This window comes from Methylomicrobium agile (assembly GCF_000733855.1).
Taxonomy (GTDB): domain Bacteria; phylum Pseudomonadota; class Gammaproteobacteria; order Methylococcales; family Methylomonadaceae; genus Methylomicrobium; species Methylomicrobium agile.
In genome coordinates, this window is record NZ_JPOJ01000001.1 from 3,244,177 (window position 1) to 3,258,246 (window position 14,070).

The 14,070-nt window shown below is 52.6% G+C and carries 12 protein-coding genes and 3 tRNA genes; 1 reads left to right on the plus strand and 14 read right to left on the minus strand.

Annotated features, from left to right (window positions below):
• Window positions 1–16: 16 nt before the first annotated feature.
• From CC94_RS0115210 to CC94_RS0115265, 11 genes are all read right to left on the minus strand, one after another.
• Window positions 17–448, minus strand: a complete 432-nt coding sequence (locus CC94_RS0115210; protein ID WP_005371159.1) for a type II toxin-antitoxin system VapC family toxin — start codon at window positions 446–448, stop codon at window positions 17–19.
• Window positions 426–692: a hypothetical protein gene (locus CC94_RS0115215; RefSeq protein WP_005371160.1), complete on the minus strand. Its 267-nt coding sequence runs from the start codon at window positions 690–692 to the stop codon at window positions 426–428. The genes CC94_RS0115210 and CC94_RS0115215 overlap by 23 nt, the downstream gene beginning before the upstream one ends.
• Before the next feature lie 41 nt (window positions 693–733).
• The gene (gene cas6e / locus CC94_RS0115220; protein ID WP_005371161.1) at window positions 734–1,351 is read right to left on the minus strand and encodes a type I-E CRISPR-associated protein Cas6/Cse3/CasE; all 618 of its coding nucleotides are present in this window, start codon (window positions 1,349–1,351) and stop codon (window positions 734–736) included.
• Window positions 1,338–1,994 carry a type I-E CRISPR-associated protein Cas5/CasD gene (cas5e, locus tag CC94_RS0115225; protein ID WP_031431467.1) on the minus strand — a complete coding sequence of 219 codons (657 nt, stop codon included), beginning with the start codon at window positions 1,992–1,994 and terminating at the stop codon, window positions 1,338–1,340. Before cas5e ends, cas6e begins: the two co-directional genes overlap by 14 nt.
• A gap of 5 nt (window positions 1,995–1,999) precedes the next feature.
• Entirely contained in the window at window positions 2,000–3,127 is a 1,128-nt protein-coding gene (gene cas7e / locus CC94_RS0115230) for a type I-E CRISPR-associated protein Cas7/Cse4/CasC (protein WP_031431469.1), read from the minus strand.
• Between the two features lie 16 nt (window positions 3,128–3,143).
• Entirely contained in the window at window positions 3,144–3,569 is a 426-nt protein-coding gene (gene casB / locus CC94_RS0115235) for a type I-E CRISPR-associated protein Cse2/CasB (protein ID WP_031431470.1), read from the minus strand.
• A gap of 28 nt (window positions 3,570–3,597) precedes the next feature.
• Complete coding sequence (gene casA / locus CC94_RS0115240) at window positions 3,598–5,088, minus strand: type I-E CRISPR-associated protein Cse1/CasA (protein ID WP_031431471.1); 1,491 nt, start codon at window positions 5,086–5,088, stop codon at window positions 3,598–3,600.
• The gene (gene cas3, locus CC94_RS0115245) at window positions 5,085–7,838 is read right to left on the minus strand and encodes a CRISPR-associated helicase/endonuclease Cas3 (RefSeq protein WP_031431473.1); all 2,754 of its coding nucleotides are present in this window, start codon (window positions 7,836–7,838) and stop codon (window positions 5,085–5,087) included. Before cas3 ends, casA begins: the two co-directional genes overlap by 4 nt.
• 128 nt (window positions 7,839–7,966) lie before the next feature.
• Window positions 7,967–8,893 (minus strand): helix-turn-helix transcriptional regulator, encoded by a 927-nt coding sequence (locus tag CC94_RS21670; protein ID WP_245619762.1) that lies wholly within the window; start codon window positions 8,891–8,893, stop codon window positions 7,967–7,969.
• A gap of 454 nt (window positions 8,894–9,347) precedes the next feature.
• Window positions 9,348–10,061: an RES family NAD+ phosphorylase gene (locus CC94_RS0115260; protein WP_245619763.1), complete on the minus strand. Its 714-nt coding sequence runs from the start codon at window positions 10,059–10,061 to the stop codon at window positions 9,348–9,350.
• A complete protein-coding gene (locus CC94_RS0115265; protein ID WP_005371175.1) occupies window positions 10,061–10,459 on the minus strand; it encodes an MbcA/ParS/Xre antitoxin family protein in 399 nt (132 codons plus the stop codon). Before CC94_RS0115265 ends, CC94_RS0115260 begins: the two co-directional genes overlap by 1 nt.
• A gap of 877 nt (window positions 10,460–11,336) precedes the next feature.
• On the opposite strand from CC94_RS0115265, the gene CC94_RS0115275 reads away from it, so the two are divergent.
• A complete protein-coding gene (locus tag CC94_RS0115275; RefSeq protein WP_031431475.1) occupies window positions 11,337–13,556 on the plus strand; it encodes a pentapeptide repeat-containing protein in 2,220 nt (739 codons plus the stop codon).
• A gap of 165 nt (window positions 13,557–13,721) precedes the next feature.
• Here CC94_RS0115275 and CC94_RS0115280 read toward each other — a convergent pair.
• From CC94_RS0115280 to CC94_RS0115290, 3 genes are all read right to left on the minus strand, one after another.
• Window positions 13,722–13,796: transfer RNA gene (locus CC94_RS0115280), tRNA-Gly, on the minus strand.
• A gap of 10 nt (window positions 13,797–13,806) precedes the next feature.
• A tRNA-Cys gene (locus tag CC94_RS0115285) sits at window positions 13,807–13,880 on the minus strand.
• Window positions 13,881–13,936: 56 nt separating this feature from the next.
• Window positions 13,937–14,011: transfer RNA gene (locus CC94_RS0115290), tRNA-Gly, on the minus strand.
• Between the last annotated feature and the right edge of the window lie 59 nt (window positions 14,012–14,070).

A 14,070-nucleotide genomic window follows, 5' to 3' on the forward strand; every position in this document is an offset into this window, starting at 1 on the left:
TCTCATCGAAGCCGAATCAGTCGTCCGGCAGCAGCAGGTTTTGGAATGGTTTGTGATTTTTCCAGCGATACGTGTTGAAATCGCGCCGATCGGTCGAGAGAATCCGGCCGTGGCCCAACTCTTCGGCTAAAATCACCAGGGAGGCATCGGCAAAATCCATAGGAAGATCAGCATATTTCAAAAGCAAGCGTCGCGTTCGATTGAGATGCTCCTTTTCTGTATTCACAACCTGAATAATCCCTGTTGAAATTTCATCCAGAAAAAAGGCTTGCGCCTGCGGTGAAATATTTTTAACCAAATAATGACATAATTCGGTAATGACAGGCCAAGTGGTGATCAAGTCGTCGGAAATCGATTGACTTACCGAAAGTGCAAGCAGATGGTACCTATCCTTGGGATTAGCCAACGCCGCAAAATATCCCGTATCAGCGATGACTAAATTTTTCATCGATATAGTCGCGGATATATTTTTTGTAATTGACGGAACCGTCTTCCGGTCCTTCGCCGCAGCCTACAAACTTACTTTGCAGCAAGGCTTTCATTTTGCTTCCCGGCTGCTGTTTTTGCCTGAGTTCGCCCGCTTTATCCGCGAGCAGTTCCTTGATGATCTGGGTCACGGTTTCGCCGGTTTGCTCTTTAATAAACTGCAAGTTTTTCTCGCTTTGCTCGTCTAATTTTGCGTTGATTCTCATGGCATTACCTCATTGTATGAATTGTCATACGGACTGTAACATTAAATCCTGGCGATAGATAGCAAGCCGCAGCCGAAGGCTTTGGCAGGGCCAATACCTTGAGTTATTTCCTGCTTAAATAGGGTTGCATCAGTGACAGTCAATATGCCGTCGAACAGCACGGTTTGAATTTTACCGCTTCGGCCTTCTTTAATTTTGCGAAAATATAGAACGGGTTCCGGCTGCATCGTCAGTGTTTCCAGTCGCGCAAAAGTTTGTAGCTTACGTTCCAGCCAGGCCTGCTGCTGTTCTTCTTGCAACAAAGGAACGCGCACGGTTTTCGTATAGGTTTTGCCTTTTTTCTCGAATGTGCCTTTGTCGCTGTCCTTAATCGTTTTGATCGGATTAGCGCGCAGGCGAAAGCGAAAGTGTTGGCCGTTCTGCACATTCAAATCGTATTCGCGTTGAGCGAGAAGCGACGGGCTTTGGACGCTGCTTTGAGGTTGTAAAGTGGACTGTAAAAGAACATTGGCTCCAATGCCTTTTTGCATCTGTTCAACCCGAAATAAAAAATCCCGCGTTGATTCATCCTGTCCCGGAAACAGACGCCAGAGCGCCTGATGAAACTGGTAAGGGTTTTTCGCCTGATGCCAGGGAATGTGAATTTTACTCAGATACATGGAGCGCTCCTTGAACAGCGGTCATGAACACGGTTCGGCTGGCGAATTGGCGCGGTTGATGAACGATCGGCACATCCCGTTTTTTAAGAGGTATCGCGCCGGGGCTATTCTCTTCGCTGTAAAGGGTGCCTTGATTCGCTCCGGTTTGCGCTAGTGCCGCCAGAGCGGATTCGGCGGCAATCTTCGTTTCAAACAACGGTCTGGCTAATGGACAGTTGCGCCGCCCCAGTACTGGTGTGTAGATCGGCTGCTTAATTGCCTGCTCGATAGCGGCTAAATGTAGAGGTGCATTATCTCTACTTGCCCAAATTGCTACCGTGTAACAGGCATCTTGCCAATATTCCCGCCAGGTCTGAATGGTGTTATGGCTTTTGAGGCCGCGATAATCTTCTCTCGCATCCTTGACGGTATGATAATCAGTCATTTTTTGTCCTTGCCGGTCGACTCGTACGGCAAACGAAACGCTGGCTGCCAAATCTTGCAATCGTCGCCGGTCGGTACGGTCGATCCCTAAGCATGCTCCGAGCAAACCCAACAAAGCACTGCGTCCGGGGAACAGCTCAGAGGGCCGTAAGCCTTCAAAGCTCTCCCGCCCCCATGCCTGCATCGGGCCTTGCAGTTTTAAGATCAGATAGTCGCGCATGGCTTTTAACCTTGACCGTTGTTTCTGAGCCAGTTTTCAAGATCAGGCAGGGAGGATTTGGCTACAATTCCGGCTGGCAGCGCGATTTCATCCAAAGCGAATTCGGCGCAGCGTTCCGTCAAATCGTAACCGCGATGCACTTTATCCCAATAGGCGTTTAATTCCTTGATTGACGGCTCTCTAAATCCGCCGGTTTTATAGTCCGCCGGCACCGGTTTTTCAAAGGCGTTGGCCAGCGAAATCGGTTGATGGGCGAAGCTGACCAATGCGACGTCAGCCAGATTGTGCGCGGCAAAGCTTTGCTGCTTGGCGCTGGGAACTTCGGTTGCCAGCATGTGTAAAACATGCGCGGCAATATCGAGCACTTTTGTACGGCTGTCGCCTGTTTCTGGCGCTTTCATGTCCGGCAGTAATCCGAGATTCACCTGCAACTGCTTGAGATTCAAGCTGGCATAACGGTAGAAAACCCCGGACGAAAACTCCTGCGTATCCAAATGCCCTGATCCCAATTCCTGCAAGTCGTCGACGGCGGTAAACCAGTCGATATCGGCATCGACGGTATGGGTGGTGATAGCATGGGCGACAGCCAAGGCGCCATCGATTTTGCCGACTTCGCTCATCAAACCGGAAGTCGCCATCCGTCCCGACAAGGCAATGTCCATACCTCTCGCAAGGGCTTGGCGAAAGGCCTGGCCGTCTTTTTCGATTTGTTTTTGCAGTTTTTTCGGGTCGATGCCATCGGACTCCAGCGCTGTGATTTGCTCGCAAAAATACGCGACTTCTTCCAATACCCAGGGTGCAACCGCATCACCCTTGGCATCTTCGGCGCTGGCATCTTTGCCGGAGATATAGCTGATCGCTTGTTTGATCAGTTTTTCCTCGTAACGCCCCGAAAGAGCGGCAATGGTTTGCGTTTGAAAATCCGCCAGATGCTTGGTGCGCACGCTGGGTTCCCCCAAGTGTTCGCGATAATAATCGCTATGGCGCATCGTGCGCTTCAAACTCTGACTGGAAACACGCACTCGGCGCTTGCCGCCGAAAATCGCCGATTTTTGCATATTCATGTCGTCGCGGTTCAGGCAAGAGGGGCTGTGGGAAATCAGTACGTGGAAATTGATAAAGTTCTCGTTCATGGTTTGTTCCTTTGCATTAAGCGGATTCTTTGGTTTTGCTGTTTTGATAGAAGAAGAAATCTTCCAATAGCTGGCGTTTGGCGCGGTCGTTCCAGAAATACAGGGTTTTCGCCGCTGAGGGCCAATCCAGCTTCGGCTCGGCCTGTTTGAGCAGCCGTCTCAACTGGATCAGGTCATTCGGTTCCTGAGAACGAATCACCATAAACAGTCGCTTTTCGTTGATGTCGGCTTTTGCCAGCGCTTTTCCCAGCGAATCGCCGTTGTCCTGGTGCTTGATCAACGGCAGGCAAAACACCAAGCGCTGCATGTTTTTGCTCGCCTTGTTGTCTTGCAATAGCCGATAGAAAGCAGGGATTTCAAGCAAGTCGTCCGGTTGCACGACACGCTTGAGTTCGGCTTGCGGGCCGGGTTTCAGCTTTTGGTAATGTTCATACAAAGCCATAAAATCCGGCCCTTGTTTTCTCCTACACTCATGTATTCGCTCCTTCCGGTTCCAGTTCTTGCAGGGATTTATTTAAGGATCGCCTCGCCAGCGCCAAGGCTTTCAGCATCTTGGGTTCTTGCCGGTAGGGTTCGGTCGCTTGTTCGAATAAAGCGGTCACCATTGCCTTGAGCTTGCCGTTTTGGGCATTTAATGCCGCCGATGGTGCGGCGTAATCGACGGCGGCCAAGCTGTAATGCAGCAGGCTTTCCGTTTGCTGGTAATAGTTCGTTTCGGCAGACTCGCAAAGATTGATGCCGGATCCATGCACTTTGTCTTTAATGCCGACCGCAAACAGGTACAGCGCTTTTCTTAACGCCGTTTTGTAAGCCAGGCCGACCGCGATGATCTGGTGAATTACTTCGCCGTGTGTCGCCCAGCCTTGCGCCAGACTGAACAATTCGTGACGGCGTTCTAAAATCGTAGCCTGGTTGTTGCGGTAGCCGCCGACGATCAATTGAATTTTATCGGATGCCATGAAGGTTCTGGCTTGTTGAATTACCGGTGCAGTCTGTTGGCCTTCCTTGTCGGTTTGCTGATCGACAACCAAACGGCTTAAATGTGTCCAGGTCGGCGCGGTCGTGGTAAAGGATGGAAATTTTTCTTCTTTCTCGCCTTTTTTAACGGTAAAAATACGGGCGGATAGGGGATGCGGCCAAACGCCTTCTACCGTGTAATTAAATTTGGCCTTGTTAAAACCGTCATATACCGGTTCTATGCAACCGCAACAACTGCAGCAACCGGAAGTCTTTGGCGGCAAAAGCTCGAAATGCGCCGGCTGCCACAACAAACCTCGATTGAGGCCGATCGCGGAGGCAGCGATTTTGGCATCGGCTTTGACGGTGTCCAGATAATTCGGCAATTGGTTCTTCGTATTTTGATACCACGGCATCGCAGCTTCCGCTGTTTCTTCGGTCAATACGTTTAACCAGATGGTTTGCCGTAGTTCTTTCCCCCGGATCAAAATCGTAATGGGCGTACTGCCGCGCAAGCTCCCCTTAAAACCGCCGCCCATACTTGGACAGTTGTTGGCCGCATTGAACAATGCAATGGCTGCACAACCGCCGCATAAAACTTCACCCAGCCCTTGCGGGTTAACGAAGGCTTTATTAGTGCCGTCAGCTACGCCTGCCAGCAATTTATCCATGCCCGTTGGTTGGGTGGATTTGACGCCGCGAATTTGCATGAACGGGGTCTTCGCGTGATTTAGATCGAACCAAGACATTTTTCCCCGGCTGACTTCGACATAGTCCTGTGCCGTCATCGGTTGTTGGATATATTGTCCCAATTCCTTTTTGTTCTTGGGCGTAAACAGGACTTGCGTTATGGCGCAAAGCAACTGCAAACAGGCCAATTCCATGTCGTTGCGCGGCAGGCAAAGCTCGCCGCTTTGTTCGCCGCACAGCAGTTGCTGCAAAGTAATCTTTTGGTAGCTGCCTTGTTGCTGGATGGGTATCCAAGCATCTGTCAGTAAGTTCATGCGTTCTCCTCGATTGGATCAATGCGGATGAGGCCGGTATCGGGATGATACAGATAAGTATCATTGTAGTGTTTAGCTATAAATTGATCGTTTTCTTGACGTTGCATAGAAAGCCAAATTAACCCCTCTTGATCGGATATCGGTAACCGATCGTGTTTTCCCCAACTGCTTGGTACGGCAACGCTGTTCAGATTGATGGCTTCCGATCGTTGGCTTTCATCCATCTCATCGATCATTTTGCCGTTTAACAGGCATCGCCGTCCCTGTGAGTCGAGATAGACAGGAATGACGTTCAGGCTCATGTCCCCGTCACGGGTAAGGACGGAAACATTCGCATCATTATCCGAAAGTTCGTGCATGCTGCTGTTAATCAACTGCTTCGCCAACATCTTGCTGGTGTAGCAGTCTTTATCGTAGACATCGTAGCTTTTCAGCACCGATTCAGGTTCATCCGGCCATGCATTTTCATCATAAACTTTCTCGATCCAATCCCTATAAGCTGTCGGAAAGGTGATTTGTAAATCTTCGTCACCTCCGGCAGTTTCCAAAAGCCGTTGAGTGCGCCAAAGCACCCGACTGTTGCCGTAGATGACTTCGTGCAATGCGTAATCCGGCTCGATCGGCAGCAGTACGGTACAAATCGGATCGGCAAAGAGCTTCGGCCTGTCCGGCCGATTTTTGGCATGACGATGCAAACGGCCCATGCGTTGAAACAATAAATCTGCCGGGCAAAGCTGAGTTACCAGCCAGTCGAAGTCGAGATCGAGAGATTGCTCGACCACTTGCGTCGCTATCAACAAATGACCTTGGTTTCTGATATTTTTCGGGTGCGGTTCGGGGCCGAACCAATCCAGGACCTTACGCTCCTTGTCCTGGCGGTGGCCGAAGATGAAGCGGGAATGGAACAGCAGGCATTGCTCCGCTGTGAGTATTGCCGATTGTTCGATGAGCACTTGGCAGCGTTGATAAAGCTGCTGGGCGTCAGCGACCAGATTGCACACCAGGCAAACTTGCGCGCCTTGTTCAACCGCGTCCAGTAACCGTTGTAGGAACAAGGCGTCCGGCAATAGTTCGGGATATTTTATTAGCTCTAGACCGACGGTAACCGGTTTAGGCTGCTGCTCGGGCATCTCCATGAGATCGAAAGTTTCAACTTGTCCGGCGCTGTAATGGCTGATAATCGGATAAGTCTGATTGACGACCTCATATTGACATGCCCATGCCGCAGCCAGCTGCCGTTTTTGCCCGGACGGCAACGTCGCTGACAGTAAAATCGCACTGCCGCCGGCAAGGCGTTGCTGTTCCAGCACGGCATCCATGAGTCCATACATGTAACTGTCATAGGCATGAACTTCGTCGATGATCAAAACGCTTCGGCCCAGGCCGAATCCGCGCACAAATTTATGCTTGACCGGCAACACCGATACGAAGACTTGGTCGACCGTGCACACCCCAATCTGGCCGAGAAAAACCCGTTTACGGCTTTGTGCCAGCCAGTTGCCGCATTGCACCCAGGCTTCTTCATTGCCTTGGGCGGTTTGGGGGCGACAGGCTTGTTTTAAATCGATGAAATCTTGTTGATATTTGGCTCGCCCGTGTGCTAGTACGACATTGGTCTGATTGGCAAACAGCAGCGGCGCGGCTTTTTCCAGACGGCTCAACATCGCATTGGCAGTTGCCTGAGTCGGCAAGGCAAACACAATGCTGTCGGCCAAACCCAAAGCCAATAATTGCCAGGCATAAGCCAATGCCGTTTCGGTTTTGCCTGAGCCGGTGGAGGCTTCGATCAGCGTCATGCCGGGTGTTTTGGGTAGGCGTTCGATCAGGCACTGGACTTGTCTGGGAGAGTTGCCGTTCAGTAACACATCGATCGATTGATAAGGCTGAACCTGGCTGATAACGCCGGCCTCCTGTAAAATGCTTCCGGCAATTTCCAATCGCTGCTCATACCACTGGGTTAATTTTTCAAGATCAGGACATGGCTGCTTGTCATAGCGAAACCAGTCGCACGACCCCAACCAATCAGCGACCGAACAAAATCCTGCCAGCATCGTCGCCGGCGATTGCTTATTTTTGGTTTGCTCAAGTAGCGGCGGCGTATCCGCCAATGTTAGCCCTGCAGGAACAAGAAATAACCGTTCTAAAGCTTGAAGCCACTGTAACCTGGCTTGCTTGAAAGTATCCAACAGGGTTTCGGAAGCGAATAGGCTATATTTCGGCGCGTCTTTCTCGTGTTCGCCCGGCACAATACCGTGATGGCCGACCACCGGCGCCAGCCAACTTGACCAGGCCAGCCATTCATCATTATCGTCAAAGTAAAAATCGCCGTCCCCGGAAGAGAAGCGCGGATGTTGATCGCGATAAAACCAGTAAAGCCCGGCCGGCCCGTGGTTATATTCTTTAATTGCTTGGCCGGTCAGTTGTGTAGGAATGGCATTCAATTCGGCATTGACGTTTTCCCAGGCTTCTCGCGCCTTGCGCTGGAAGCGCAAATCGAATTTGCCGTAATCATGTAAAGCGATAAAAAACAGTAGCCATGCCCGGCTTTTTTCTTCATCCAATCCAGTAATGTCCGTGAAACAACGTTTAATATCGTAGCTCCGGTTCAGCCAAATATCAGCAACTGCCGCCACATCCAGACAATGATAAGGCAGCAAATGATAAGCCGGACCTCCGCTATCAGTTTCAGGTTTAGCCTTGCCCCAATAGCGGTAATACAACGGAATTTCTTTATTCGTTTCTTCTGCCATCGTCAATGTCGCCGGTTTTTTTAACTCGAAATTGCATTATCCATAGCCACCGTATCATTCGATGATCCCAATCTCGTCTTTTCGGTAAATTTTTTTCATCTCCTGGATTTCATCCCGAACGGCCTGCCTTAAAAACGCCGGTTCGAGGACTTCGACATGTGGCGGCCGTGTTTGAGGATGTCCATCAACAATTCGCGGTGGTCGCCGAACGGGAAGGCGAGTTCGTAGCTGCTGTCGTCGAGCCAGCGGCCCTGTTGTTCGGAATGCCAGTGTTCGTCTTTGATCCAGCGGGCGCGTTCGGGGGTGAATTTGAGTTTGGCGAGATGCTCGGCTTTGCCTGAAAAGATGCCGTAGGCGGAAGAGAAATAGGTATCCAGCTCGGCGCGGGGAATGATTTTGGCGGGCCGGTCGAGCCGGGCGGCGGTTTGGATGTTTTCGACCGCAAAAATGCGCAGCTCGTTTTTCAGGTGGCACCAGGCGTCGAGATACCAGTTGTCGCGGTAATGAACCAGGGTCTGCGGCGATACGTCGCGTTCGGTCGTTTCGCCGTCGCTGCGCGCCTTGTAGGTCAAACGCAGCTGCCGGCGGTCGAACAACGCGGAGGCGATTTTGTTGAACAGCGGATTGATGCCTTTTTGCCGGGCAGCCATGGCGAGGATTTTGACGCTTTCGAGTTTGCGTCCGGCGCTGGTGTTATCCAACGCGAGCAATTTCTCTACGCGCTTTTGCAACTGGATCACGTGTTCGCCGAAGATGCCTTGTGACAGTTTGCTGAGCAGCGTGTGGCAGGTCAACAATCCCCAAAGTTCATCGGCGCTAAACCACAATCCGGGCAATTCATAGGGATGCGCACCATTTTCATTGCCATAGGTGTAGCCGTTCAATTGCCGGTTGTACACGATCGGCGCAGCGAAGTGGTTGCGCATCAGGCTTATCAAGCGTTTGACGGTGATTTCGGAACATTCCAGTTGTTCCTGAAGGTCTCTATTGGCGATCGGCGTACGGCGGCCGGATAGGATATGGTGCAGTTGGTAAATACGTTCGAAGCGTTCCATGTCTGGATACTAGGCCTTAGAGTGAGGACAATATAAACGCTCAAGTGGTTTTATTCGGTATTCAAAACCACTTGAGAGATTCACTTATTGTAGTCTAATTTTTAGCAGCGACCAGCCCTGGTTTGCTTTGGACATTAATAAGGCGTGAGAGTTGTCATGGTTAATTGCTCTTTAATGTGGGTTTGTGTTGGGTAGGGTCATCCATGGGCTTATTCAAGGCGGTGAAACCGGCTACGTAATATCGATATTGATCAGTTTGGAACAATGATCCTTACAGGGGGCGAATGAAGCGTTACGCGAAATCCGTATTCCAAAGGTTTCATGGTTAGTGCACGGCTTCCAGTTGCGAAGCCGTAAGAATTTTACCGGTGTTTCGCCATCCCGGCAGCCAATAGTCCGGAAAATAATGCATGGGTTGCCCATAAAGGGTTTTTATAGGACAGTCGGGACGGCGTCAGAATGATTGCCCCGGTTGGTAACGGTTTTTTTGATAAATCTCCGTGATGGCTTCTCCGTTCCATACATAACAAAAATGCGGGCCTTGCCGAACGGGAGAGAGCACGCGCGGTTTAAAGACGGCTATACATTCCCCGCCGGCATAACGGACACTGTCGTAAACGATGCCGTTCGATCCCGTGCCGTGCAATGCTTTCGCCAGTGCTTGAGGATGGCTATAACTCTCCGGGTCGTCTGTATAAATAGCCGGCATCCGCGATTGCATCTTTCGAATATCATGCAGTTCGGAGTCCAAATCCGAAGCATAACTGCGCATGTCAATTTCTATCGGCGGCTCGTTCGTCGCCGCCAGAAACCTGGCTTTATGGAACCGGGTTTCGGCGATGGCCGTATCCATGTCGCTGCCGGCGTAGTAAACCCCATAAGTGCCGTCCGTAAACCGGCTTCCTTCGGGGGTGAGGTGAGTGAACGCAGCCATGATCGGCGTTGTTCCGGGACCCGAGATACGGTCTTCGAAGGGAACCCGCATGATGTCGCCCGATTCGTCCAACAACCGGTCATTGGTCAGCGCTTCGATGGCGAAAACAATGTCCAGGTCTTCCGGCTCGGCGACCCGGTCGAATAATCCGGACGGCGGAAACCGGCTCGGCACCAGCCGCCAACAGGGCCGCCAGACCACACGATTGATCGGCGGCGTCGGCATATGATTCATCATCCGCGCTGCCCGTCGAGGTATTGCCGGACGATATACAAATCGATGACGCGGCCTTTCAGCATTCGGTCAAGCGCGGATTTGCCTTGAAACAAGGCTACGGAATTCGGGCGCTTGATCCATTGGTCGGCCGCTTCGGGTTTTGGCAATAAAATCTGCAAGGCTTTGTAAATACCGAAGATATAGGAGAGCCTTTCCAGTTTGTCGGGATTCAACTTGGCCAGTTCGGGCTGCTTTTTCCATTTGAAAAAAGTGCTGCGGGAATCCACTCCCAACAACGTCATCGCTTCCTCCGTGCTGAGCTTCCAGGCTTCCGCGATATTAAAAAAAGTCCGTAACGCACTTTTTGCCACCGTGGCCTGGTCAAGGCCGGGGCGGTCTTTTGCGATAGATAACACGCCGTACCTCCTAAATGGGTTTATTTATGTATTATAATAAAAATTAAGTCTATATATGGACTTTGTCAAGCATTTTGTCTTTTTCCTAGGAATTTATCTTGGGCTTGTAGTCTGCGAACGGCCGGTTCGTGTAGTAGGCCGGATATTGGCATGCCCAGCGTGTGTAGAAGCGGCTTCAGCCGCGACCGAGGCATCTGTCGAGGCGGAAGCTGCCTCTACAACGATTCGCATTCGGGAAGTTAATTACTGACCAAATCCTAGGTAAACGTCTTTTCTGCTTCCGAATAGAAACCTGGATTAGAGTATTTTCATATTGTTTCCATATCGTTGCCCGACGTGTGGATGGCGATCATGTTTCGGAATATTGTATTGATCCGAAACCATGCCATTGGAAATGTCGGGTACAAAAAGCGCGTACCCGACCTACAGGGCTGCGGCAATTTTGTGAAAAGAATTGCCTTGTGTCGGCATGTTCGGAAAACGGTTCCCGGAGATTCGCCGACCGGTTGCCGGAACGGGGAAATGGCTTACGCCGCTGGTGCGCGATGCCCATAGCGATAAGAACGGGCTGCTTGTCAGTGCGGCGCCGTTCGGTTCGGGTAACCTGCTTTTTTGAGGGCGGATATCGAGCAGGCGCGCCGGCCCGGCCATCTAACCGCGAGAGCCTACGGTGAGATGCGGCCCGGGCCGACGCCAAACGATTTTTTCCCGCCGTTACGAAGCGAAGCCCGAAGCCGTGTACCGCGAATCGGCGTCGTCTCTGTTCACGCGTCTTCGTGCCTCCGGTAACGTAGCGGGCATTCAAGCCAAACCCGAAGGATCGATTCGGGACATTGGCAACTCAAAACCCAGTAAGCCGCTTTTCGTATTCGCCGCCATGACCAGCCCTGCATTGTCTCCCAACCCCGAAAATTCTCCGCACATCGAGAAACTGCTGGATTCGGCCAATTCCGCCTCGCAGACGGTGGCGGCGCTGCATGTCGCGTTCATCGCGTTCGCCGCCTATCTCGGCGTGATCGTCTGGGGAACCACGCACGAGGATCTGCTCCGGATCAGTCCGGTCAAGCTGCCGATTCTGGATGTGGAATTGCCGCTGACGGCTTTTTATTCGTTCGCCCCGTGGATGGTCGTGCTGCTGCATTTCAATCTGCTGATGCAACTGGAGCTGCTTTCCTGCAAGCTCTGGAATCTGGACCACGATTTGCCCAATACTTCGGCCGGGCAACAAATCCGCGACCGCCTGTTCATCTTTCCTTTTACGCACCTGATCGTCGGGAGGTCCAATGTCTGGCTGATACGCTGGCTGCTGTCGCTGATCGTCGGCATTACGATCATTGCCTTGCCTTTATTTATGCTGCTGGCAGCGCAAATCCGTTTTCTGCCGTTTCACGATGAGGCGATCACCTGGTCCCAGCGGTTCGCGGTCTGGGTCGACGCGGTCATGCTGGTCGCGCTCTGGCCGCTGATTGCATCGCCGCAGGACCGGGCTGGGGAATGGTGGCAAAACTTCGCCTTCAAACTGTTCGGGTATTGGCCGGCCTCGCTCCACTATCTGTGCGAACTGGGATGGAACCGGTCGGTCCGGGCGATCCAGCGGCGCTGGCCGAACCGGCATCTGCGCGAAGTCGCCCTGCGGCCGGTTCAGCAAACCGGGACCGAACCCAAGGGAATGATCGTTCTGATGGTGTCGCTGCCGCTGGTGGTCTTGTTGAGCCTAGTCGCGGTGATACCCGGCAGGATGACCGTCCAGGCTTATTACAGCCCGGCGAAAAGCGATGCTGGAAACGGCTCTCCGGAGCAGGACTCCGGGTATTTCGAAGACTGGCTGATCCGGAAAGTGCCCGAAACCTGGCTGAGCGTCGCGGTGCATAAACAGGGGACCATATCCTGCACTTCGCTGGAGCAGGCCGAAAAAACCGAGGCTTCGATTCTTCAGGTGATGCTGGGGCCCTGTGCGTGGTTCGACTTGAGCTTTTTTTCGCGCAATCTGAATCTGAAGGAAAGGCGCCTGGTACCGAAAGAAGTCTCTTTGTCCCTGCTGACGCGCGCAACGGACCCGAACAAGGCAATCCGCGATGCGGCCTTCAAGGAGTTCGACGGCCTCAATTTGCAAAAGCGCGATCTACGTTTCGCCAATTTGCAGGGAGCCCAATTACCCAAGGCGGACATTCGCCATGTCCAACTGCAGGGCGCTGTGCTGCTGAGAGCAAAGCTCCAGGGGGTGGCTGGCTGGGACAAGACGCAACTGCAGGGCGCGATCCTGGGAGGTACGCAACTACAAGGCGCGGTCCTGGTCGAAGCGGATTTGCAGGGCGCGGACCTGCGCGGTGCCGACCTCCAGGGCGCCGACCTGAGCTGGGCGAACTTGCAGAGTGCGGACCTGCGCGGGGCGAACCTGCAGGGCGTGGATCTGCGTGGGGCAAAACTGCAGGGTGCCGACCTGCGAGGCGCGAAACTGCAGGGCGCTACGCTGCGCAAGGCGAATCTGCAAGGCGCGGATCTGGTTTACGCGGAATTGCAGGGCGCGGACCTGGTCCTGGCCGATCTGCAGGGGGCGGAGCTGCGGGAAACGCAACTGCAGGGGAGCGATTGGTCTGCCGCCAATCTCGACGGTATCTTTATTGCCGATCATGCCTCGCTGGAGTGGGATGCACAGCAACAGCGCAGCCTGGAAGCGATGCTGAAACCGTTACTCGATGATGAAAAATTCAGCGCCCTGCAGAAACGGATGAAACAGGTCGGCACCGGTTTGTCGCCGGGCAAAGCGGCCAGCCGGACAAATTGTTACAGCGATCACCGCGTCTTGTTGGGATGCAAATACAAGAGTCCGGCGCAGCTGGATGTTTATCGCACCAAAGTGCTGCACCCTAAACTGATCGACCTGGCCTGTTCGGACCCGGCGATTGCCGCCGGTATCGCAAGACGGGCTTTCAACAACTCAACGGAGGATAACCCGGATTCCGGACTGGCGGCGGCCCTGCTCAAAGTGCTCGAGGCGCCGAAGTCCTGCGCAGGCTTGGCCGGCTTGTCGGAACAGACCCGCCTGAAACTGCGGGATACTGCGGAACTCCGCAAGAATGCGGAAAAGCCCCGGTAGCCGCACTGGCCGCATCGTCCATAGGTGCTGTATCCGGCTCGGATTTTGGCCGGTTGAGGAGGGATAATACCGGGTGCATCAAACCCTTGAAGTTGAATTTGAGCGACACGCTATTGGTTTTCGATACAAAAAAGCCGCGAGTTCCGCGGCTTTTTTGTCATATTTTGGAGCGGGAAACGAGATTCGAACTCGCGACCCCAACCTTGGCAAGGTTGTGCTCTACCACTGAGCTATTCCCGCATGGATATGATGGAGGCTGCGACCGGAATCGAACCGGTATCTACGGCTTTGCAGGCCGCTGCATAACCATTTTGCTACGCAGCCTTGATTTTAAATCTAAATAAAAAAGCCGCGAGTTCCGCGGCTTTTTTGTCATATTTTGGAGCGGGAAACGAGATTCGAACTCGCGACCCCAACCTTGGCAAGGTTGTGCTCTACCACTGAGCTATTCCCGCGCTAGAAATTATTCGCAAATTATATAGTATTTACAGAATGTGTCAAATAATTTTTACAG